The sequence below is a fragment of the Pontibacter cellulosilyticus genome, assembly GCF_014306105.1.
In the GTDB taxonomy this organism is placed as follows: domain Bacteria; phylum Bacteroidota; class Bacteroidia; order Cytophagales; family Hymenobacteraceae; genus Pontibacter; species Pontibacter cellulosilyticus.
This window is the reverse complement of the sequence record NZ_JACRVF010000003.1, coordinates 190831-212872: the sequence shown is the minus strand read 5'-3', so window position 1 is coordinate 212872 and position 22042 is coordinate 190831. Positions and strand designations below refer to the sequence as shown.

21 protein-coding genes are annotated in these 22042 nt (G+C 45.3%); 9 read left to right on the top strand and 12 right to left on the bottom strand.

The window, feature by feature from the left end:
- Positions 1-18: 18 nt before the first annotated feature.
- The 4 genes from H8S84_RS11780 to H8S84_RS11765 form a co-directional block, all read right to left on the bottom strand.
- Positions 19-1314: a hypothetical protein gene (locus H8S84_RS11780; RefSeq protein ID WP_187067543.1), complete on the bottom strand. Its 1296-nt coding sequence runs from the start codon at positions 1312-1314 to the stop codon at positions 19-21.
- 7 nt (positions 1315-1321) lie between these two features.
- Positions 1322-1903, bottom strand: coding sequence for a YceI family protein (locus tag H8S84_RS11775; RefSeq protein ID WP_187067542.1), 582 nt, complete (start codon positions 1901-1903; stop codon positions 1322-1324).
- 345 nt (positions 1904-2248) lie between these two features.
- Positions 2249-2704, bottom strand: a complete 456-nt coding sequence (locus H8S84_RS11770) for an SRPBCC family protein (protein WP_187067541.1) — start codon at positions 2702-2704, stop codon at positions 2249-2251.
- 184 nt (positions 2705-2888) lie between these two features.
- The gene (locus H8S84_RS11765; protein ID WP_187067540.1) at positions 2889-3662 is read right to left on the bottom strand and encodes a PKD domain-containing protein; all 774 of its coding nucleotides are present in this window, start codon (positions 3660-3662) and stop codon (positions 2889-2891) included.
- Between the two features lie 490 nt (positions 3663-4152).
- Here H8S84_RS11765 and H8S84_RS11760 point away from each other — a divergent pair, with 490 nt between their 5' ends.
- From H8S84_RS11760 to H8S84_RS11750, 3 genes are all read left to right on the top strand, one after another.
- Positions 4153-5256: a sensor histidine kinase gene (locus tag H8S84_RS11760; protein ID WP_187067539.1), complete on the top strand. Its 1104-nt coding sequence runs from the start codon at positions 4153-4155 to the stop codon at positions 5254-5256.
- Between the two features lie 74 nt (positions 5257-5330).
- Positions 5331-6086 carry a LytR/AlgR family response regulator transcription factor gene (locus H8S84_RS11755; protein WP_187067538.1) on the top strand — a complete coding sequence of 252 codons (756 nt, stop codon included), beginning with the start codon at positions 5331-5333 and terminating at the stop codon, positions 6084-6086.
- Between the two features lie 206 nt (positions 6087-6292).
- Positions 6293-7342, top strand: a complete 1050-nt coding sequence (locus H8S84_RS11750; protein ID WP_187067537.1) for a hypothetical protein — start codon at positions 6293-6295, stop codon at positions 7340-7342.
- A 122-nt stretch (positions 7343-7464) separates the two neighbouring features.
- Here the strand turns inward: H8S84_RS11750 and H8S84_RS11745 are convergent, their stop codons facing one another.
- Entirely contained in the window at positions 7465-7836 is a 372-nt protein-coding gene (locus tag H8S84_RS11745) for a cupin domain-containing protein (protein ID WP_187067536.1), read from the bottom strand.
- Positions 7837-7939: 103 nt separating this feature from the next.
- Here H8S84_RS11745 and H8S84_RS11740 point away from each other — a divergent pair, with 103 nt between their 5' ends.
- Both H8S84_RS11740 and H8S84_RS11735 read left to right on the top strand, forming a co-directional pair.
- Complete coding sequence (locus H8S84_RS11740) at positions 7940-8290, top strand: hypothetical protein (protein ID WP_187067535.1); 351 nt, start codon at positions 7940-7942, stop codon at positions 8288-8290.
- A gap of 180 nt (positions 8291-8470) precedes the next feature.
- Positions 8471-9004 (top strand): ferritin, encoded by a 534-nt coding sequence (locus H8S84_RS11735; protein WP_187067534.1) that lies wholly within the window; start codon positions 8471-8473, stop codon positions 9002-9004.
- Positions 9005-9065: 61 nt separating this feature from the next.
- Here H8S84_RS11735 and H8S84_RS11730 read toward each other — a convergent pair whose 3' ends face one another.
- From H8S84_RS11730 to H8S84_RS11715, 4 genes are all read right to left on the bottom strand, one after another.
- Positions 9066-9356: a (2Fe-2S) ferredoxin domain-containing protein gene (locus tag H8S84_RS11730; protein WP_187067533.1), complete on the bottom strand. Its 291-nt coding sequence runs from the start codon at positions 9354-9356 to the stop codon at positions 9066-9068.
- Between the two features lie 77 nt (positions 9357-9433).
- Entirely contained in the window at positions 9434-9856 is a 423-nt protein-coding gene (locus tag H8S84_RS11725) for a hypothetical protein (protein WP_187067532.1), read from the bottom strand.
- Between the two features lie 248 nt (positions 9857-10104).
- Entirely contained in the window at positions 10105-11664 is a 1560-nt protein-coding gene (locus tag H8S84_RS11720) for a M20/M25/M40 family metallo-hydrolase (protein ID WP_187067531.1), read from the bottom strand.
- A 58-nt stretch (positions 11665-11722) separates the two neighbouring features.
- A complete protein-coding gene (locus H8S84_RS11715) occupies positions 11723-12415 on the bottom strand; it encodes a hypothetical protein (protein ID WP_187067530.1) in 693 nt (230 codons plus the stop codon).
- A gap of 339 nt (positions 12416-12754) precedes the next feature.
- Between H8S84_RS11715 and H8S84_RS11710 the strand changes: the two genes are divergently transcribed.
- The gene (locus H8S84_RS11710) at positions 12755-15223 is read left to right on the top strand and encodes a S9 family peptidase (protein WP_187067529.1); all 2469 of its coding nucleotides are present in this window, start codon (positions 12755-12757) and stop codon (positions 15221-15223) included.
- Between the two features lie 347 nt (positions 15224-15570).
- Here H8S84_RS11710 and H8S84_RS11705 read toward each other — a convergent pair whose 3' ends face one another.
- Complete coding sequence (locus H8S84_RS11705) at positions 15571-16419, bottom strand: zinc-dependent peptidase (protein ID WP_187067528.1); 849 nt, start codon at positions 16417-16419, stop codon at positions 15571-15573.
- Positions 16420-16520: 101 nt separating this feature from the next.
- Here H8S84_RS11705 and H8S84_RS11700 point away from each other — a divergent pair, with 101 nt between their 5' ends.
- Both H8S84_RS11700 and H8S84_RS11695 read left to right on the top strand, forming a co-directional pair.
- On the top strand, positions 16521-17207 hold the full coding sequence (locus tag H8S84_RS11700; protein ID WP_187067527.1) for a TIGR04283 family arsenosugar biosynthesis glycosyltransferase: 687 nt from the start codon (positions 16521-16523) through the stop codon (positions 17205-17207).
- A gap of 137 nt (positions 17208-17344) precedes the next feature.
- Positions 17345-19423 (top strand): M13 family metallopeptidase, encoded by a 2079-nt coding sequence (locus H8S84_RS11695; RefSeq protein WP_187067526.1) that lies wholly within the window; start codon positions 17345-17347, stop codon positions 19421-19423.
- Positions 19424-19489: 66 nt separating this feature from the next.
- Here H8S84_RS11695 and H8S84_RS11690 read toward each other — a convergent pair whose 3' ends face one another.
- The gene (locus tag H8S84_RS11690; protein ID WP_187067525.1) at positions 19490-20257 is read right to left on the bottom strand and encodes a peptidylprolyl isomerase; all 768 of its coding nucleotides are present in this window, start codon (positions 20255-20257) and stop codon (positions 19490-19492) included.
- Positions 20258-20326: 69 nt separating this feature from the next.
- Positions 20327-20842 (bottom strand): GNAT family N-acetyltransferase, encoded by a 516-nt coding sequence (locus H8S84_RS11685; RefSeq protein WP_230407155.1) that lies wholly within the window; start codon positions 20840-20842, stop codon positions 20327-20329.
- A gap of 117 nt (positions 20843-20959) precedes the next feature.
- Here H8S84_RS11685 and H8S84_RS11680 point away from each other — a divergent pair, with 117 nt between their 5' ends.
- Positions 20960-21958 (top strand): quinone oxidoreductase family protein, encoded by a 999-nt coding sequence (locus H8S84_RS11680; protein ID WP_187067524.1) that lies wholly within the window; start codon positions 20960-20962, stop codon positions 21956-21958.
- Positions 21959-22042: the final 84 nt, after the last annotated feature.

The window sequence follows — 22042 nt, the reverse complement described above, 5'->3', positions numbered from 1 at the left end:
ACTTTAGCTTTTTTCAACTTAGAAGGAGATCGCACCTTCCAGCATTATACCATTGAACTCGCCGCCGTTGTAGATGTGGTTTGTAGGGAAGTTGTTATACTCCTGTTTTACATACTCTGCTTTGGCAAGGATATTCTTGGTTACAAACCAGCCTGCACCGAACGCTGTACGCTGAATGTTCACCTCTGTGCCTGTTCCGGCCATTGGTCCGCTTACTTTGTTGTAACGGCCACCTACGTAGAAGCTTTCTCTTGGTCCGAAGCGATACAGTAAGTCTGTGCCGATCTGATCCCAGGTTCTGTCTTCTTTTTCGTTGCCTGCCTTACCTTTAGCTCTTTCAAAGTTACCGAAGAACTCCAGGCCGCCGAATTTCACGAATGGGTTGATCACTACTGCTGTGATGTTGTCTGTCAGGCCAGGGTTAAAGCGACCAGATGTGAATTGAGCAGCAGTTGTAGCCTGTTCGTTTTCCAGTACCAGGTTGTATCTAGAGCCTGCTCTGTCGCCACCGTAAAGTGTGTTTCTTACAGAACTGTTGGTTGTATATACAGAGCTTGTCAGGCGCAGTCTTAGTTTGTCAGTCATGTAGTTATCATAACCGATCTTACCAACGTAAGAAGGAGCACGCTCACCTGGTTTTGTCAGGCCACCCTGTATCTCACCACCTGTAACACCAGCCACTGCTAAGAAGCCGCTCTTCTGGAATGTTACGTCTGCACCGATTTCAGTGGCAAAGGCATCCATGATGTAATTACCTACGAATGGGTTCTGTAATGCCTGAGCGTTATCTGATCTTCTGTAGTGTGCGTCGCCGTAGTTAACTTCCATGTGACCAACGCGAACTGTCAGGTTCTCCATCAGTTTATCAGCCATTGGGCTATTAAGGAAGGCCAGTTTGTCGATCTGCATGTAGCCGCCTTTTACCCAAGTTTCAGGGTGGTGCTTAGATGATAGATATAGAACAAGGTTCAGGCGAACACCGTCTGCCAGCAACACATCCATGTTCATGTTGGCTGTGGCTAGGTTAAAGCTCTTGCCAATTTCAATGAGCTTGTTCACGTTTTTCTCGTTGGCATCATACTTGGCTGTAGCTGTGTTGCTGTGCTCCAGGCCCTGGAACTGCTGCGCGAAGCTACCTCCAATTCTTACTTTGATGCCGTCGAAGGCCGTTGTATCCTTCTTGCTGGTTTCGAATACGTTAAGTCCGCGTTGATCGTAAGGTCTCCAATAAGGCAAATCACCTAATGTGACCTGAGCGCTGGCGCTAAGCTGGAGTCCAGCAAGCAAGCCAAGAGAAAGTAGAAGCTTTTTCATGATGTTGTTATGAATTAAGAAGTTTAAAATTCGCTTTAAATGATATTCTTACTTTATCTTCTGTTTTAACAGTGCCAAACATTGCTGTAGGAGGCGACACGTTAAAATCAGTCATTTTGAAAGAGGTGTCCCCTTTAATTTCAATCACATCGCCTTTTGCCATTGTTTGCACCTGGAATGTTACTGGCTTTGTAGTGCCGGCTATGGTAAGGTCTCCTGTTATCGTTGCCTTGTTGCCACCCAGATTTTTAAAAGAAGTAAGCTTGAAGTGGATATTGGGGTTTTTGTCTGCTTTTAGTGCCTTGTAAGCGATGTCATCCATTTGGCCTTTGCCGCTTTTAAGCGTGTTCACCTTCATGGTAACTTCGCCTAGCTTTATTGCCTCTATGCCCTGATCATCAACAGTTATTTCTGCTTTGCCACTTGCCGTGGTAGAAACCATTTCCCAGTCGTGTAAAGTAGATCCGCCGCTTACCTTAAGGTCTGGTTTCCCGGCCAGTTGGTATACACGCTGTGCGCTTACTGTAAGACTCATACAAAGCACGGCTGCCAGCACAAATGCGAAGCGTAAAATTTTAGGTATGTTCATGATTCCGGCTGCTTTAGTTGAATTATCTGTGACAAAGGTATTGGCCGAACGCAGCGGAAAGTATGAGCTTAATCACTACATTAAATGATGTTAGGCACTTATTGCAGAAGGGTGTGGCAGGCATCTACATAGCTACATTGTAGTGTTGCTGCATAGGGCAGAAATGCAGGAACCATAACACGCTTAGGAAGCGGATGAAGTATAGTTCTACAGAACCAGTATGTTGGCCTAATGACTTATGCTTTAACTCCTGCCGAAGATGGATAATGAATACACTGTGTTCGCCTGAACAGGTGCCTAAAGGCAAAAGGCTAAGTAGGGGAGAAATGAAAACGGCCAGAAGCTCTATTTCTGATTAGGCGATTTACTTTCTAGTATTTGTTTTAGTCGAAGCAGGTCTTTGTTGCTGGCCTTACGCATAGCAGAGGCTATAAAAGGAGCTAACACCTTTGAAAAACCGGAAGGTTGCCCTGCGTTTCTTAGCTTCATGTGGGTTTGATTATGCTCTACTGTTTCCCAGGCATAAGTAGTTTCCATCGGGAAAGGCCCATTGGCAGTGCGCATCACCAGTTTCTTATTAGGCACATATTCTGTGATTTCATAAGTATAGGCAAGGTCGCGCCCCAGGAACCGCGCCCTAAATGCTACCTGCGAGCCAAGCTGTAACGGTCTCTGTGTCATCCATTCCACAGACTTGATGTTAATATACCATTCCGGGGCATTATCTGGGTTGGAGGCGTACTTTGCAACCTGTTCCCTAGGGGCTTGGATAATGATTTCGGTGGTTACATCTACAGCCATTGGTGTTTAAGTGGAAGGTAAGTTCAGGTAGCGCCTGTTTAAAGTATAAACCTAGTAACCTACACTTATACTATCAAATCAGGTTAAGGAGTTTTAGTTAAAACACATCAAACTTCTTCTGTAACTAAGCTACAGATGAAGGTCCTGACAGTTTCAGGTTTGCATTGAAAGGTTTAGAAATAACTTAGTTACAGTATTCTATTTTTACATCAGGAGTGTCATCTGTCATGTTATTACCAGGGTAGATAGATAATACCCAGATGCCGTCTTCAACATATTCCACATGATCCCATGTATGTTGTCCGTTGTAAATAGAAGAATTGTAGTCCCAAGGAAGTACTAACTCCCATTTGTCTGATGCGTCTCTTTTGATGTAAAAGTTCTTGATGTAGCTATTTGCTGGCACGTATGAAAAAACATTAGAGATGCTGATTTGCGTGTACCAGGGATGTATCCACTTTAAGTCCTTTAGAATTACTTCTTTGTTTGCAGTGGTACAGTTAGGTTCAGCAACAGTGATCTTTACCGTATCAACCGCTGATAGATTGTAGAAATCAGTTACAGTCAACTCAAAATCATACACACCAACTTTTATAAGTCTGTCTACAAATTTATTAGGTTTGTTTTCAGTGCCGTAATTTATTACTTCTTGTAGAGAAGGGCCTTTAATCAATTTCCATTCATAAGTGACGATGCTGCCTGTACTGGCTTTTCCGTTTAAGGTATAAGTGCTAAAAGGAACAAAAATGGTTGTGTCGCTGCCAGCATGTGCAACTGGTGCTGTATGGTTAACAGGTGGTGTTGGTGGACCTGGAGGAGGTGGGGTAGGTGCAGTAGGCGGTGGAATAATTGGCTGATTAGGTTGAAGAGGACTAACATCTTCTTCTTTTGAGCAAGCTGCAAGTATCAGCAAGAAAATGAACACTGTCATTGTCAAGGAATGAAATCTTCTTTTCATGCTCCTTGGTATTAAAACTGAATAGACACATAAAGTGCATGCTTATAACTAGGTACAGATCATTATTCTTGATGTGTAACTCACCTGTAGGTCCATGTAAATTTATACGATCTTGCTAAAGGTAATCTTCCCTAATATCAAAGAACTTAGCAGAGCTATTAAATGCAGAGGTAGACTCATAAAATCACGCAGTTACCTAATGTTAAGTGTTGCCCTGAATATTCAACTAAAGCCGATTTAGCCCTATACTTTTATTGTTCAGCATACATATAAAATCTTTTAAGGCAATATGTTGTTAGTTTAGCAAAACGCTCGCATTGTGGAGGTACACTAGATAAAATCCGAAATATTCAGGATAGAATTATTAGTAACTGTAATAATATAGCTGTTAGACCTGCAAAGCCTGTAGCTTAGGGTATAACTTAAGCTAATTGTCTAAAACTAAGTATAGGGCGCTAGCACACAGCATTATAAAATATAACTTTGTAGTATGGAGCTAAAGTTAAGTACAGCAAGAACACTGGAGCCGCAGGCCTGGAGCTTATCAGAGGTGCGTGATATTACGCAGAACCGCCTGATGCTGCACGTGCTGTTTTGGGCGGCTTATGTGACATTTTTTGGGTTGTTGTATGGTAGCTACATCGACGACTACTACAATGCCTTTATGATTGAGCTGGTAGAGTTGCCGTTTAAGATGGTGCTGGTATACTTTAACATGTATTACCTGATGCCGCGTTTCTTGCTGCAAAGACGTTACCTGGAATTTTTTGTGTACTTGCTCCTGCTGATGGGGGTAATTACAGCCATGCTGCAGTATGTGTTGATGCCTTTCCTGATACACCCGCTTTTCTGCCCCACTACCTGTACAAACGATAACCTTACCTTTTATCGCTTTATTAAGAATGGTGTTAACATTAGCTATGTTGTAGCCATTACAGCACTTATTGCCCTCTTAAAAAACTGGTACCGGCACCAGAAGGCCGCCCAAAACCTTACACAGGATAAACTGGAGGCTGAACTTAAAGTACTGAAGGCGCAGATTCATCCTCATTTTTTATTTAACACGCTAAACAGTCTGTATTCACTCACACTTAAAAAGTCAGATAATGCTCCGGAAGTGGTTTTGAAACTGTCTAGCCTGATGGATTATATGCTGTATGACGCTAATGCCGCTAAAGTGCCATTGGATAAAGAGCTGGCATACATCAAAAACTATGTAGCCCTAGAGCAAATGCGTTATGGTACCAGGGTAGATGTTCAGTTTACTGAATCCGGAGGTATAGCCGGTAAGCAGATTGCGCCTATGTTGCTGCTACCCTTTGTGGAGAATGCCTTTAAGCACGGTGTAACTACCGAAACAGAAAATGCCTGGGTGCGCATTGATCTAAAAGTAACCGGTAAGCAATTGGTGCTGCTCGTAGAGAACTGCAAATGTGGCGTAAAAGCCAGCACTAGCACGCGCGATATTGCGTCCGGCATCGGGCTTAAAAACCTGCAGCGCCGCCTGGAGCTCCTGTATGATGGCAAGTATGAATTGGAGATAGAGGATGAAGCAGACAGCTACTCAGCCAGGCTGGAAGTAACACTTGATTAGAAAAAGAGCTACGTACAAAGTATAAACAGGCCTTTAGTAAAACCAGCTCCTGTTAAACACGCAAAATAACAACCATGAAAATCAGATGTGTGATAGTAGATGATGAACCCCTAGCACTGGATGTGCTGGAGACGTTTATCGAAAGGGTAGATAACTTGGAACTGGTATGTCGCTGCAGCAACGCTTTGGAGGCCTATAACTGCCTGCAAAGCCATGAAGTGGACCTGCTGTTCCTGGATATACAAATGCCCAAACTCACAGGTATTGATTTTCTGAAATCACTGGCTAATCCGCCTAAGGTTATATTTACTACGGCTTACCGAGACTATGCTCTAGATGGGTACGAACTAAATGTAGTGGATTACTTGCTTAAACCTATCGCTTTTGAACGCTTTCTGAAAGCTGTCTCTAAAGTTACGGCTGCCGAGGCTCCTAAACCAGTAGCTGCTCCAACTCCTGCTGTTGCACCAGTTAACGCTACTACTTCCGGGCAGGATTACAAAGAAGCCTTTATTTACCTTAAGGCAGACAAGAAAATGGTGAAGGTGATGTTGGCAGATATCCTTTACATCGAAAGTCTGAAAGACTATATCCGCGTAAAAACGGAAAGTAAAGAGATTATATCATATCAAAAAATCTCTTTTCTGGAAGAGAAGCTACCAACTGATAAGTTTCTGCGTATCCACCGTTCTTTTATTGTAGCCTTGGATAAAATTCAGGCATTCTCAGCAACGGCCGTAGACATTGGTAAAACTGAGATTCCAATTGGTAGGTTCTATAAAAACGAGGTGCTGCAGATACTTAACCAGAATAACCTGCTGGAAGCCTGACGGCTTCAATTATAAATTAGAAATTAAAAATTGGCGTAAGTGTAATAGGGGCTGCAACATAATTCAAACTCTATTGCTTACAGAAAATTTATACTTTAATGTAAATGCAGTAAGATAAGACTGCTATTAACTCAAAGCAGTATTTTAAAGTATAGCATTCAACTAAGCCCACATTTCTAATTCATAATTTTTAATTTATAATCCCCTTGAACACCATCTCCAAAAAGAAGCACTTTTACCCGATCTCTAAGGGGCTGCGCAAGTACTTGCGCACTTACGACCGCGAAACACAACTACCTGTAATGTATGAGGACCTGCTGCATTACTCCGATGCATTCCCATATTACGATAAGCAAGGGCACGACACGCTGTGGGAGACGGTGATGTACGATCAGCAAGTGCAACAGGAACTAAACCGAGGCCTGACGATGATCTATGCCTTGCTAAAGACAGATGGCGACATGTCGGTGATGGAGCACTTGTACGTGTCCAGGATAGACTACTGCACCTTTGGCAACTCTAACCCTTTTAGGGTGCAGATCATGAACCAGCTTAACGACAACTACGACTACTTTTATGTAAAACGCGCTGACGCTTCGCGTATCTATGGGCTGGAGTTGGAGCATATACTTTCGCCGAGTCGCATTAACTATTTGGTAGAAGGCGACACGCTGATAGAGGAGCACATTGCAGGGATACCCGGCGATGCCTTCATCAAAGATTACGTGAACCGGAAAACCTCAAATAAGGTGCGTATTGCCAAGGAGTTTGTGAAGTTTAACGAGCGCTGCTTTATACGTTTGCTTGGGGATATGCGCTCCTACAATTATGTAGTGGATGTTACTCCCGATTTTGAAGACGAGCAGTACCGTGTTAGGCCAATCGACTTCGACCAGCAGTCTTATGAGGGTAAGAAAACCATGTACCTGCCGCAGTTCTTTAAAGATAATAACGTGATAGTGGAGCTAGTGCTGCAGTTGCTGAAACCCGATGTAGTAAAGCAGTACCAGAACGAGGAACGCACGCTTATGTTTCGCCGACTCAGGTCTGCGCGTTACCGGCTAAAAGACCTGATCGACTCTATGCGCCAGGACACTATTTCCACTCCCGAAAAAATAGACCAGCTTAGATGTGAACTCGCCGAACATCATCAATCAGATGAGTTCCTGAAGTGTAAGTGTATGGGTGAGCTTGTACGGCTCAACCTCAAAACCATACTTATTAAAGTGCCTAAAATAGCTGCAGGTAAAGTATAGATTTGGCGATATCGGTTTTAATTAAGGGCTAGGTTACTATTTTCAATGCAGTGAGATGATCTCATCTGCAGAGGCCAGGATCAGCTAAAGCAGCAGTAAGTAATAATTAGCTCCTGCAAGAATTATAGCTTCTCCAAATTAGTTCTGGTGCGTTCGCTGTTCTCTAAGTTGCCAGTGTTTACTGTGCTCGCAGGCTCAAACATCAGCACCTCTGCCTCTACAGGGGCTACAGGTTTATGTTCCACACCGCGCGGAATTACTATGCACTCACCTGGATTAAGCACTACCATTTTATCACGCAGGTGCATTTCAAATTGGCCGCTGATTACAAGGAAAAACTCATCTTCATGCTCATGGTGGTGCCACTCAAACTCGCCCTTAAACTTTGCGATCTTTACTTGTTGCCCGTTCAGTTCGCCGGCTATGCGTGGGTTCCAGTAGTCGTTTATCAAGCCGAATTTTTCTGCCAGGTTAATTTTTTCTATTGTTTGCATCTTTTAGTGACGAATATCAGTTAAATTTATTTGGACTTATTCTAAATAGCATGTAGCTTTGTATCAATAAAAGCAGGCAGCTATAGCTAAGTTAGGAGATAAGATGCAATCATCCATACAATTAACCGATATTTATACTTCTGAGACAGGAGCCGTTTACCAGTGTGATCGCCGAAACAGGCTTCTGGTTCATTTCGCAGGTGCGCTAGCGGTTTTAAAAGTAGATGCTTTTCTGCGTTTAAAAAATGCTGTAGATAGTATAGATCTTGAGCAAATGGCTGCCAGCACAGACAGGGCTTCTGATTTTGAGATAGTATCAGTGTGTGGATGCGACAAATGCTATGTGCTTACGCTGCCTCAGTTGTATGCCTTTAAAGAGTTGTTAGCCGAGGCTAAGTTCACGTTAGACCTTAACAGTATGCTGCACGAATGCCTTTGCACCCAAATCGTTTAAAATCGAAATTATATTACATAGTCTTTAAAGCACAGTGTAACCGCTGTGCTTTTTTATTTAGACTACTTCCATATTTGTGCCCTGGTTATGGGGATTACAACAATTCTGAGTATAATAGGTATGTAATAGGAGGCTCTTTGCGTAAGAGTCTTTTTGCAAAAACCAAACTACTCTAACCCAATGAAGGATTTACTTAGATTAAGAACCTCGCTTACTGAGGATATAGAAAGAGCCCTGAACGACCAGATTAAAATGGAGGCAGAGGCATCGGCCATGTATCTGGCAATGAGCAGCTGGTGCGACCGCAACGGCTTCGACTTTAGTGCCGGGTATTTCAAATATCAATCGGATGAGGAGCGGGAGCACATGCTGCGCCTGTTTAAGTACGTGTCGGATATGGGAGGGCGTGCAGTTTCTCCTGATGTAACCAACGTGCAGATTGAATTCGACTCTTTTAGAAGCGTTTTTGAGCAAGCACTGCAGCAGGAGATTGCAGTAACACAATCTTTTAACCGCATGGCAGATAAATGCCAGAAAGCAAAAGACTATGTTACTTTCACGTTTCTACAATGGTTCCTGAAAGAGCAGATCGAAGAAGAGTATGTGGCGCGCCGTGCCCTAGAACTATTTGAGATAATTGGTGAAGAAGGCACCGGGCACTACGAAATCGATAAACGTGTGCCTAAGATCAAATACGAAGATAAGTATGAGTAAGCTGCTGGCTAATTAATGCTTAAACAAAAAGCCTTTGGTAGAGAACCAAAGGCTTTTTGTTTCATTCTTGTGGTGCTGAATCAAGTTTTAGAATATGTGCATCGAAAGCCTGTTTGGCCTGCTGTTCTGTTACATGGTGCATCCAGTAGTTTTCAGGCTGAAAGCACATTACTGGAGCAAAGTCACAGCGGTCGGTGCAGTCAGTTTTAATTATTTCTACTTTCCCTTTTAAACCGGATTCTTTTATCAAAGAGCGCAGAGTTTTTCCGTTGTCTTTGCCGCCTTTCTTTTTGCACTTGCTGCCTGTGCACACATATATTACTTTATCCGGAGTGTTGAATGATTTACTCATGTTGGGGTATAGGTTCTAGTATAACCTTGTTTTAAGGACTGTTTAAAAGAGAACAAGCAAAATAACTAATGAAACAGTTAAACTGTTACAGTTACCTGAGTTTTGCTTTTAATCCACTCCTGTGCATCCATCAGGCTTTCAAAAACCTTCATTTCAAATGCACTCTCAACGCAGTTTGCCAGTTTTCTGGCTGCTTCATCGGCAAATGAGCCTTTGTTGGCTATGTGAGCATAAAATTTAAGACCGGCCGCTCTGGCTGATGGAATCCAATTTTCGCAAAGCCACTCTATAGAGTTTTCCCAAGGACCGACAAACTCGCTGTTATCTGTTATAGTGCTGGCACAGTTAGTCTCCTGTAACACCTCCAGAAAAGACGTTGCTCCTTGCATTATATTCTCTGAGGAAGCATATCCGATCCAATTGTTATAAATAAGGTTATTCTTACTGTCGAAGTTAATGGTAAGGAAAGTTTTACCAGTAGCACTCTTAAACTCTCTCATATTTTTCATAGCCCTCACACTGACTTACTATCAACTAAAACCTTAAAGAGTCAAACTTAGTTCTATCGGAGTAAAGAAATCAATATTAAAGGTTACATATATTAATCATTTTTTAGCTAAATATTTAAATATTTTTCGTTACTATTTATTTAAGTTGTTGATAATGATACAGTTGCTTGTAAATCAAAAGCCCCGTCATTTTCACAAATGATGGGGCTTTTGATTTGAGTACAGTAAAAAAAGTACTGTTAAGACGCCTGTCTTGGTTTTGGCAGTGGCTTGCGAGGTACTAGTTTATCACGCATTGCTGTATGGTAAACTATAGATGCTACGATAGTCGCTGCCTGCTTCAGGTCATCTGCCTGAAGACGCTCATAAGTATCCTGGTTAGTATGGTGCGTGCGGGTGTCATATTCTATCTCATCCTGAATAAACTGAAAACCAGGCAAACCTACCGCATCAAAAGCAAGGTGGTCGGTGCCTCCTGTGTTTCTGATGGTTACTGTTGTCGCTCCCAAGTCATGGAAAGGCGCCAGCCAGGCTTCCATCAAGGGTCTTACAGCATCATTGCCCTGCAAGTATACGCCACGGATTTTGCCAGTGCCGTTGTCAAGATTATAATAAGCAGATAGCTTTTCATGCTCTTTAGTTAGTTTCATGGTAGCAGGATCGCCGAAGTGCTGTTTAACATATCCCCTGGAGCCATGCAGTCCCTGCTCTTCGCCGCCCCACAATGCAATACGAATGGTGCGCTTTGGCTGTATGCCCATCGCCTGAAGTATACGAACTGCTTCCATCATCACGGCTACGCCCGCTGCATTGTCGGTTGCGCCGGTTGCTGCATGCCATGAGTCAATGTGGCCACCCAGCATAACAACTTCATCTTTCAGCTTTTTGTGAGTGCCCGGTATCTCGGCAATTATGTTGTAGCCTTTCAAGTTATCTGTATGGAATTTGGTCTTTGTTTCTACCTCTAGTTCTACAGGCTGCTTTGCCTCTAATAAGCGTACTAACCTGCCATAATCCTCTAAGCCCATTTCCAGTTCGGGCAGGGCAGGGGCAGCATCTTTGGCGTAAGGCGCTCCGTTGCTGGTGAAGTGGGTGCCATGTATACCGCCACGTGAGCTAAGTATAACAGCAGCGCCTTCTGCTTTAAAGAACTCAGCTGCTTTGTTGCGCAGCGCCATGCGTGCTCTATACTGGGCAATACGTTCTGGAGTCCAGCTGCTGTTGGTATTGCCGGTTGCTTCGGGGCTCATGGCCAGCTTCTCCAGGTCATCGTGTGAGTGGCGTTTGGCATCGGCCTCAAAGCTGGTTTTAGCCTCGCTGTCAAGTTTGGTAAGTATGATCTTGCCTGCCAGCTGACCTTTATACTTTTGCAGGTCTTCTTCTTTCTCTATCTCCACAAGTACAGCCTTTGCTTTTACAGGGCCGTTGGTACCGGGTGTCCAGGCTTTGGGTGTAGCGATCAGATGCTGGTAGTAAGGTGCCGTCATGGCGATGTAAGATTTCTCTATCTCCCAGCCCTTACCAAACTCACCCCACTCTTCCAGGTGCGCGTTCTTCAGGCCCCATTCTGTAAGCTTATTCTTTGCCCATTGGTTAGCTCTATCCAGACCCGGAGAGCCAGATAAGCGTGGTCCGGATACATCTGTCAGGTAAAAAGCTGTTTCCATTACCTGAGAATTTTTCAGGCCTTCCTGTTTAATGCGGTGCACTACATCAAGGTTTACAGGCTCCTGCTGGGCCTGCGCTACAAAGGCAAACTGCAGTGCAACAGCTGCTAAAAGTAGAGGTTTTTTAAACATAGTTTAGTTAGTATAAGTGGTTAATAATAGTCTTAAATAAGTTTAGCTTATTGTGAAATTATTTAGAGGCAGCGTTCAGGTTAATTAACTCTAAGGTGCCATCGTTGCTCTGCCTGTTAGTGAAATGTTTAACATTGCCGTCTATGCTTTGCAATCCTCCTTTGCCAGGCTCACCTTTTCTGCCACCACTACCGCCTTCCTGCAGAATGACAATGCTATTGCTGTTTCTGTTGGCATGGTTAAATACCGGAATAAACCCGTTTGTGCTATACATAAACATCAGATTGCCTCCGTTGCCGCCATTGCCACCTGCTGTTGCATCGGTGCCGTCAGTGCCAGGCTCGCCAGGTATAACAACTACAATTGTTTGTGGATTGCCATTGGCATCACGGATGGTCTTCGTCTCTTTTCTTTCCGGAATCCCTTTCTTACCGTTTTGCCCATTTATTCCGTTACCTCCAGTGCCGCCACTTGTGTCTATGGTTAATTTGCCAAGGCTCTCAAAGTTAAGTATAATACTCAGGCTGCCACCATTTTCGCCGTTTTCTCCCTGCTTTAGCTTCGTACCTCTTTTCCCATCTGCTCCTTTGGAAGATACCAGGCATTTATCCCCAATAAAAGCAACTTTGGCTTCCAGCGTACCGAATTTTTTAGGATCAAATTGAATCGTTGCCCTGTCTTGCATTACTAATGTATCCACCTTAAGCGTGTTGTCAGTTCCCACAAAGTAAGTTTTCTTTTCTGTGATCACGAGCTTAGATATGCGATCCTGAGCTGAGGCAGCTGTAACAATGCAGAGGCTAGTACAAATTGTAATTGCAGTAAGTAGTAAGTTGAGGGATGTTCTCATTTTTGGGTAGGATAGATGACTATTGCTTGGTGCCCTAAGTGTAAGTATAACAGTAGAAGTAACGCTTACTTGCTGTAAATCTATACTTTAAGATTAAGTAAAAAAACTTAAATATCCTATATTTATAGCATGTACTGCAGGATAAAGTTTGATGAAAAACAGAGCCTGCCCCAGACGTAATTTAAACCATATTACCTATCTTTAGTCTACAGATAAAACTAAAACTAATCTATACTTTACATGAACCTTACTAAAACCAGAACTGCAAAAAGGGTAGCATCCTCGTTGCTATACCTGCTGCTGTTGGGAGGTGCTGCACCGGTTGCTGTTGCGCAAAAAGTGCAGGATACCAACATTGGCTACCAGAAGCCCCCAAAGGCTATGGCCGATATCATCGAGGCGCCTGCCACGCCATCTGTAAGCCTGAGCGCCAAAGGCGATTGGATGCTGCTGCTGGAGAGCGCCGGCTACCCAAGTATAGAAGAGGTTTCGGCACCGGAGAGCCGCATTGCCGGACTTCGCATTAACCCTGCCACCAATGGGCAAAGCCGCGGTAACTACTACAATGGCTTAAAGCTGAAGCAGGTGAACGGTGGCCAGGAGTTCGATATCAAAGGCCTGCCAGCCAATGCACAGATTTCTTACGTTACCTGGTCGCCAGACGAGAAGCACATTGCCTTTACTAACACCATTGCCAATGGTATAGAGCTTTGGATAGCAGATTTAAGCACGAAGCAGGCGAAGAAGCTGACGAATGCTGTAGTGAACGACGCTTACAGCGGACGCCCTTTTGAGTGGGCATCTGACAGCAAATCGCTGCTGGTAAAGTTTATTGATGAAAAGCGCGGCGAAATGCCAAAGTATAGCTATGTGCCTGCCGGCCCGAACGTTCAGCAGAACATTGGCAAAGCAAGGCCGTCGCGTACATACCAGGATCTTCTGAAAAACCGCTACGATGAAGACCTGTTCGACTACTACATGGCTACCCAGTTAAAGATGGTAACACTGGACGGACAGCAGCAGCCAATCGGCAAAGCTGGTGTCATCAAGAGTGTTAGCATGTCGCCGGACGGCCAGTATTTGTTAGTTGAGACAATCCAAAAACCATACTCTTACCTGGTGCCTTCTTACTACTTCCCGTACAACGTAGAAGTATGGAACCGTGATGGTAAAGTAGTGAAAGAGCTTGCCAAACTGCCATTAGCTGAAGATATTCCGATTGCATTTGACGCCGTAGCCAAAGGCCCACGCAGCTACAACTGGCGCCCTGATAAAGGAGCAAGCTTATACTGGGCAGAGGCGCAGGACGGTGGCGATGCAAACAAAGAGGTAGCCGTTAGAGATAAGGTTTATACTTTGGATGCGCCGTTTGCTGCTAAACCAACTGAAATAGCCTCTACAAAATACCGCTACAGAGGTGTGCAGTGGGGCCAGAACAACATGGCAATCGTTAATGAGCGCTGGTGGAAAACCAGAGCAGAGCGTGCCAGCCTGATCGAGCCAAACAACCCAGCTAAAGCAGCTGTAGTGCTTATCGAACGTTCTTACGAGGATGGCTACAACGATCCGGGCTCGCCGGTTTATACTAAAAACCAGTATGGCCGCAACGTACTTTTAACAGATAAGAAAGGCCAGAACATTTATATGATCTCTGAGGGTGGTTCGCCGGAGGGTAACAGGCCTTTTGTAAGCGAGTTTAACCTGAAGAGCAAGAAAGGTAAAATCCTTTGGAGATCTGAGGCACCATATTATGAGCGTCCGGTGGACATCATTGATCTGAGCAGCAAGAAGGTCATCACCAGAAGAGAGTCTGAGAACGACCCGCCAAACTACTTCGTGCGCGACCTTAACAAAAAATCGCTGACGCAGGTAACGAAATTCCCGCACCCGACTCCGCAACTGGAAGGCGTGCAGAAGGAGATGCTGCAGTACGAGCGCAACGATGGCGTGAAGCTGACTGCCATTTTATACTTGCCAAAAGACTACAAAAAAGGTGACAAGCCACTTCCGATGCTGATGTGGGCTTACCCGCGTGAATTCAAAAACGCTGATGCCGCAGGCCAGGTGAAAAGCTCTCCTTACGAGTTTACGCGCATCAGCTCCGGATCTCCGTTGTTTTGGGTAACGCAGGGTTATGCTGTGCTTGACAGAACCGACATGCCAATTGTAGGCGAAGGCGATACCCAGCCAAACGACACATATAACGAGCAGCTGGTGGCAAGTGCTAAGGCCGCTATCGATAAAGTAGTAAGTATGGGTGTTGTTGATCCCAAGCGTATTGCAGTAGGCGGCCACTCCTACGGAGCCTTTATGACGGCTAACCTGCTGGCGCACTCCGATCTTTTTGCAGCCGGTATTGCGCGTAGCGGTGCCTACAACCGTACCTTAACGCCATTTGGTTTCCAGCAGGAAGAGCGTTCATACTGGGAGGCTCCGGAAGTATACTTCCAGATGTCGCCGTTCTCTTACGCTCATAAAGTGAAGACTCCAATTCTGCTTATCCACGGTGAGGCCGATAACAACTCCGGTACTTTCCCAATTCAGAGTGAGCGTTTCTACAATGCATTAAAAGGCCACGGCGCTACAACAAGACTAGTGTTCCTGCCAGCTGAATCGCATGGTTACAGAGGCAAAGAGTCTATCATGCACATGTTGTGGGAGATGGACCAGTGGTTGAATACTTACGTGAAGAACCGCCCTGTGCAATAGAAAATCATACTTTGTACTTTACAAAAGCCCCGGCTATACTTTAGCCGGGGCTTTTGCTTTTGGATCATGACTTACAGAATTAATGGATGGACAGGATTGCCTTCTGTACCTGGTCCAACCACCCCTGCCCCTCCTTATCCAAGGAGGGGAACTCTGGCATTACTCTATCAAAAATATTGCTCTGTAGATTCTGCTTAACCTCCCTTTCTGCCAAGTTCATTTACAGGACAACAAGGAAGACAAAAGCTATTGTGATGGCAGTTGAAAAAGTAAATAAAAGCTCCCCTCCTTGGATAAGGAGGGGCAGGGGTGGTTGGACTACGTTTTTTCAAATACTGCAATGCCAATTACAACTGGTAAACTCCACGTGCAGGGTCCTGCTGCAGTAGCTGGCTTAGCGCCTCGTATAGCTCCGGGTTTGACAGCCTGAAATCGTGAGGACGCTCGAAAAAGGACTCCACGCAAACAGCAAAGAACTCATGCTCATCATCGCAGGCCTGCTGCCTTAAAAAGCTTGCGGGTACCATGCTCATTTTGGCTATCTCTGTTTTTGCCAGCTTATCCCATGTTTGTAAATGCTGTCTGTCCAGAAAGCTGTGCTCGTTGTTTTGTATTACATTTTCTAGGTGCAGAGCATGTGCCATTTCGTGCAGACCCAGGTTTAAGCCATCGGTGTAGTTATCATATCCGCTCTCAAAATCCCGCCACGACAGCACAATAAGTCCGCGCATATTTACTTCGCCACAATGGTAGCGCTTAGATATAGTAGAGTAGTAGCGATCAGGATAAATAAGTATGGTTTTGAAATGTGACAAGTAAACAGGGCCCAAGCCAAAGGTTAGTTGTGTGGCGCAGGCTGCTATGCGAACTTTCATGGCCAGGGTTACCTCAAAACGCTCTCCGCGTGGCACAAAGTTTTTCTGAAGTATAAACTGAGCCAGCCGCTTCTCAAACTCCTTTTGCTGCGCTGCTGGCAGCGACAGATAATAGGCCGGTTGCTGCCGGCGCAGTTCGTGTATAAACGGCCTGAACCGCCACTGCCTTGCACTGTATCGTATGAGTTCAATTAAAGTATAAACTACTGCAACAGCTAACAGCGCCTGCCAGGGGCCTAGCTCTGCAAGAGCCAGTGACTTACCCGAATACCGGAAGCACAGCGGGGGTAACGTGAGAAAGGTAAAAGTAAAAAGGTCCAAGGAGCGTAGGTTTATACTTCCGAAAGATAAAACTTTTTAGCTGTAAGTCGTAAGCAGTGGAAAGTCTATAGTCCACTCTGCTTTTGTAAACCATAGCCACCTTGAAGCTAAGCATCATCATACCCACCCTGCACGAGGAAAATGCAATAGCAAGTTTAGTGGCCTACCTGCGGCAACATTCCAGCAACAGCACAGAAATTATTGTGGCAGATGGAGGTAGTGCCGATGCTACTTGCAGTGTAGCTACTGCTGCAGGGGCAACCGTCTTAAGCTGCAACTGCAGAGGCCGTGCCGCACAAATGAACCAGGGTGCACAGGCAGCTTCCGGAGATGTCTTATACTTCCTGCATGCCGATACTTTTCCACCGCCGCAATTTGAGCAAAGTATAAGTCAGGCTATCGGGCAAGGGGTAGGAAGCGGCTGTTTTCGTTTGAAGTTTGATGACATGCACTGGTTCCTGAGGCTGAATGCCTGGTTTACCCGCTTTGATCTGGATGCGATTCGTTTTGGAGACCAAAGTCTGTTTGTGAAGAAAGAAGTGTTTGCCCAGGCGGGTGGTTTTGATGAGCGGCTATACTTGCTGGAAGATCAGGAGATAATCAGCAGACTACGCCGCATGGCGCCTTTTAAAGTTTTGAGCAAGTATGTTACCACGTCTGCCAGAAAGTATAAACAGGTGGGTGTGTACTGGTTGCAGGGAGGCTACTTTCTGATTTATGGATTATACAGGTTAGGGCTCTCACAAAAGCAGCTGGTGCGGGTGTATAAATGGCTGGTGAAGGGGTAGTATGCTTTTAAGTGCAGTTGCGGCATCGTAACAACCGCTTTAGCAACATAGTATAACCTGAGATAGCTGGCAAGGTAAGTTGTCTTGTGTAAGTGCTTAGTTTATACCATACTTCCAACCATTCATACTACTGTATTATGAAACACATACATCTGTTTTCTTACACCGCACTGGTAGCGGGGTTTCTGCTGACAGGCTGCAGTTCCTCTACTACAACCGAGGATACTACTACCACCACGCAAACAGTAGAAGCCAACATGGGGCGTGGCCTTGAGCTGGCTAACCTCGATACCACTGTTAATCCCTGTACAGACTTTTATCAGTATGCCAATGGGGGATGGATAAAAAATAACCCTATTCCAGCATCAGAAAGTGCCTGGGGCTCATTTAACGAACTGGCTGATAAAAACAACGCTGTATTGCGTGAGATTCTGCGGGAGGCTTCTTCAAACACCACGGCACCCAAAGGCTCCGCTGCCCAGATGATAGGTGATTTCTATGCAGCAGGCATGGATTCTGTAGCCATTAACAAGGCGGGTATTTCGCCGATAAAGCCGGAGCTTGATAAAATAGCTGCCGTTAAAACAACCGACGATATGATAAAGACCGTTGCCGACCTGAAGACAAAAGGCGTGAGCGGATACTTTACGATGTATGTGTCTCAGGATGATAAAGAAAGCACCAAATATGCTTTGCAAGCATCGCAAGGCGGATTGGGGATGCCAGACAGAGACTATTACATTAAAACAGACGAACGCTCCAAAGGCATACGCACGGCTTACATGTCGCATCTGCAGAACATGTTTAAGTTAATGGGTGAGGATGAGGCCACTGCTCAGAAGAAAGCCAAGACTGTAATGGACATCGAAACGCGGCTTGCCAAAGCCTCCCGGGCACGCGTAGACCTGCGCGACCCATACGCCAACTACAACAAAATGACCATCCAGGAGTTTGCCAGCAAGAACCCTAACCTGAAAGTGAGCCAGCTGTTAACCGGTATGGGGGCACAGGCTGCAAAGGAGGTTATTATAGGCCAGCCAGATTTCTTTAAAGAGCTAAACAGCATGCTGAAGAGTGTGCCGGTTGAGGATTGGAAAACGTACACGCAATGGCATCTTGCCCGTACTGCAGCACCGTACTTAAGCCAGCAGTTCGTGCAGGAGAACTTTAACTTTTACGGCAAAGCGCTTGGCGGTGCAAAAGAGATGCAGCCACGCTGGAAACGTGTGCTAAGAGCTACGGATGCCGCTATGGGTGAGGCCCTGGGACAATTGTATGTACAGAAAAACTTCTCGCCGGAGGCTAAGAAGAAAGCAGTTGAAATGGTGAATAACCTTCAGGAGGCTTTTAAAGAGCACGTGCGTGAGCTGGACTGGATGAGCGAAGCAACAAAGCAGCAGGCTCTGCAAAAATTGGGTGCTTTTGCCGTTAAGATCGGTTACCCTGACAAGTGGAAAGACTACAAAGGACTGGAGGTAAACCGCGATTCGTATGTGGCCAATGTGATGCGCGCCAGCCAGTTTGCTTTCAAAGACAACATAGGCAAAATAGGAAAACCCATCGACCGCACTGAGTGGTTTATGTCGCCGCCAACAGTAAATGCTTACTACAATCCAAGTATGAACGAGATCGTTTTTCCGGCGGGTATTCTGCAGCCGCCTTTCTTCGATCCTAACGCCGACGATGCGGTAAACTACGGTGGCATGGGCGCTGTGATAGGGCACGAACTTACCCACGGCTTCGACGATCAGGGAGCCAAGTATGACTTTGAAGGTAACCTAAAAGACTGGTGGACCAAAGAAGACCTGGCAAAGTTTAATGAACGTGCAAACCTGGTGGCTGGCCAGTACGATCAGTATACTGTGTTAGATAACCTGCACGTGAACGGCCGCCTTACCTTAGGTGAAAACATTGCTGATATTGGTGGTCTTAACATCGCGTACACTGCGCTGCAAAAGGCGTTGGAAAAGAACAATCCAGGTAAAATAGCTGGTTTTACGCCAGAGCAGCGTTTCTTCCTGGCCTGGGCGCAGATCTGGCGTATCAATGCCCGCGACGAATACCTGAACCGCCAGATTTTAACGGACCCGCACTCGCCAGGCCGCTTCCGTACCAATGGGCCAGTATCTAACATGCCGGAGTTCTACAAAGCATTTGGCTGCGATCAGGGCGATCCAATGTTTAAGGCAGAGGCAAATAGGATTAATATCTGGTAAAGTATAGTAAGTATAAAAGGGAAGGGCTGCAGTTAACTGCAGCCCTTCCCTTTTATACTTACTATTCTACTTATTCGTCATCTTAACCGTGTGCTTCACCACCTGCCTTGGCCAGTCCTGAGAGTCTACAGGCTCTTCTGCAATTTTCTCCACTACATCCATACCTTCTATTACTTCTCCAAATACAGTGTATTCTGAATCCAAGCCAGGTTCACCACCAATTGTTTTATAGATCTCCTTTTGTTCAGGCGTATACTTCATGTTGTGCTGCTGCTCATAGCCTGCCAGCTGCCCAGCATCACGTGGCTCTCCCAACACAATGTAAAAGTTATGTGATGACGATTCCTTATCGGGGTTGCGTTCGTCACCGTATCGGGCCATTGCCAATGCCCCTTTTTTGTGGATGTACTTAGGATTGTACTCCTGCGGTACTTTGTAGTTCCCCATTTTCATGGTGCGGTTGTCTGAGTCGCCACCTTGTACGGCAAAGCCTTTAACTACACGGTAAAACTCGCCCTGATCGTAAAAACCAGCCTTTGTTAAACGCACAAAGTTTGCGCGGTGCAATGGTACATCCTTGTATAGGCGCACTTTAATATCGCCATGGCGGGTGCTGATAACAGCAATGCTGTCCTGGTGCTGCTCCCCATACTTGGTTAAGTCGTCTACAATTGTCTCAGAGGTAGATTTTGAGATGGCTAGTCCCTTGTCAGCTTCTTCAACTTCAGTGTCAGCAGCTTCTGTCTTATCCTGCGTACAAGCTGCTGTAAACAAAAGTGAGCCAGCTGCCAGCAATGCCGCAGAAACTTGCTTTATAAGTATGTTTTTGTTCATGCTTCGGTTATTGATGTATTACTAAACTACAAAATTTATTCTACCCATACTATTGGGGATACTTGTTCGCTACAAGGACTTTCGCATTACAAAGTCATTCATCCAATAGGGGCCAATGGCGATATCTTCCTGTTGGTGCACGTGGTAGCCGCAGCGTTCATAAAAGTCTTTAGCCTTATTGTAGCGGTTCACGTTCAGGTCTAGTATAGCGCCGCCTGCTTGTTTTACTTTTTTCTCTACGGCTTTAAGTAAATACCTGCCATAGCCTTTTCCCTGGCACTCGGGCAGCAAGTATATCTTGTTTAACTTGTACACTTTTTCTGGTGCGTATTTCACAGAGTACGAGGCAAATCCAACGGGTCTGCTGCCCTCATACATAATGAAGAATTGCTGTCCCTCCTGCATCTGCTGCAATAGCGCCTCCTTCGTATAAATCACATCAAACATATAATCTATCTGCTCCTGAGAAAGTATAGCACGATAGGTCGGGCTCCAGGTAGCCTCTGCAAGGTTTATCAAAACCGGGATGTCTTCAGTAGTAGCTTCTTTTATACTTGTGCTGATTTGCATGTGTACCTGCGTCATGTTCTGTTGCAAGATAAAAGCTGTGTTTATCAAAAGCCAATCACGGCTGCACTTTACGCTCTTGCCATAAATGTTAACTTTGTAAGCAAAGCGCTTGACCTAATTAAAAGAAAAATCATGAAAGCAATATATCTTGAGGCCATTGGCAAACCTTTTGTTCTGATAGACAAAGAAAAACCAGTAGCCGGACCCGGAGAGGCCATTGTGCAGGTAAAAGCTGCCGCCTTAAATCACCGCGACGTTTGGATACAGTATGGCCGTTACTTTACAAAAGAGTACCCAACTATACTTGGCTCCGACTGTGCCGGTATTGTAGCCGAGGTAGGGGAAGGAGTAGATAATATCTGGCTTGGGAAGGAAGTGATCGTAGACCCGTCTTCTGACTGGGGTGATAACCCGAGGGCACAGGGGCTGAATTTTAAAGTACTTGGCATGCCAGAAGATGGAGCTTTTGCAGAATATGTAAAAGTGCGGGCTGCCAACCTCTACGAAAAGCCAGAGCACCTTAGCTTTGAAGAAGCGGCGGCCCTGCCACTTGGAGGAGTTACTGCTTACCGTGCTATGTTTACCAAGTGCGGTTTACAAGAGGGAGACAGGGTGCTGATAACAGGTGCAGGAGGAGGAGTGGCTTTGTTTGCCATACAGTTTGCTGTAGCCGTAGGCGCCGAAGTGTGGGTAACATCAGGCTCCGACGAAAAAATAGGCCTAGCCATGGATTTAGGTGCCAAAGGCGGTGTTAATTACAAAAGCGAAAACTGGGGTAAAGAGCTAAAAGCTAAATCTGGTGGCTTTGATGTGATTGTTGACGGTGCAGCCGGAGAAGGATTCGTGCAACTGGTAAAGCTTACAAAACCTGGTGGTCGCATTGGTATGTATGGTGGCACAACAGGTATGATCGGGCAGCTAAACCCAGCCGAAATATTCTGGAAGCAGATTTCTATACATGGCAGCACCATGGGTACTGCCCAGGATTTTGCCGAAATGGTGCGGCTAGTGGACGAGAAAGGTATCAAGCCTGTAGTTGATATTGTATACCCACTAGAGAAAACAGAAGAAGCCATGCGCTACATGGAAGCTGGCAAGCAATTCGGCAAAATTGTAATAACTGTTAGCTAGACTGGTGAAGAAGGAAGCTTTACAGATTAGTATGATCTCTGCTCAGTAGTATAAAGCAATTACGAAGTATAAAAACGGCCGCTG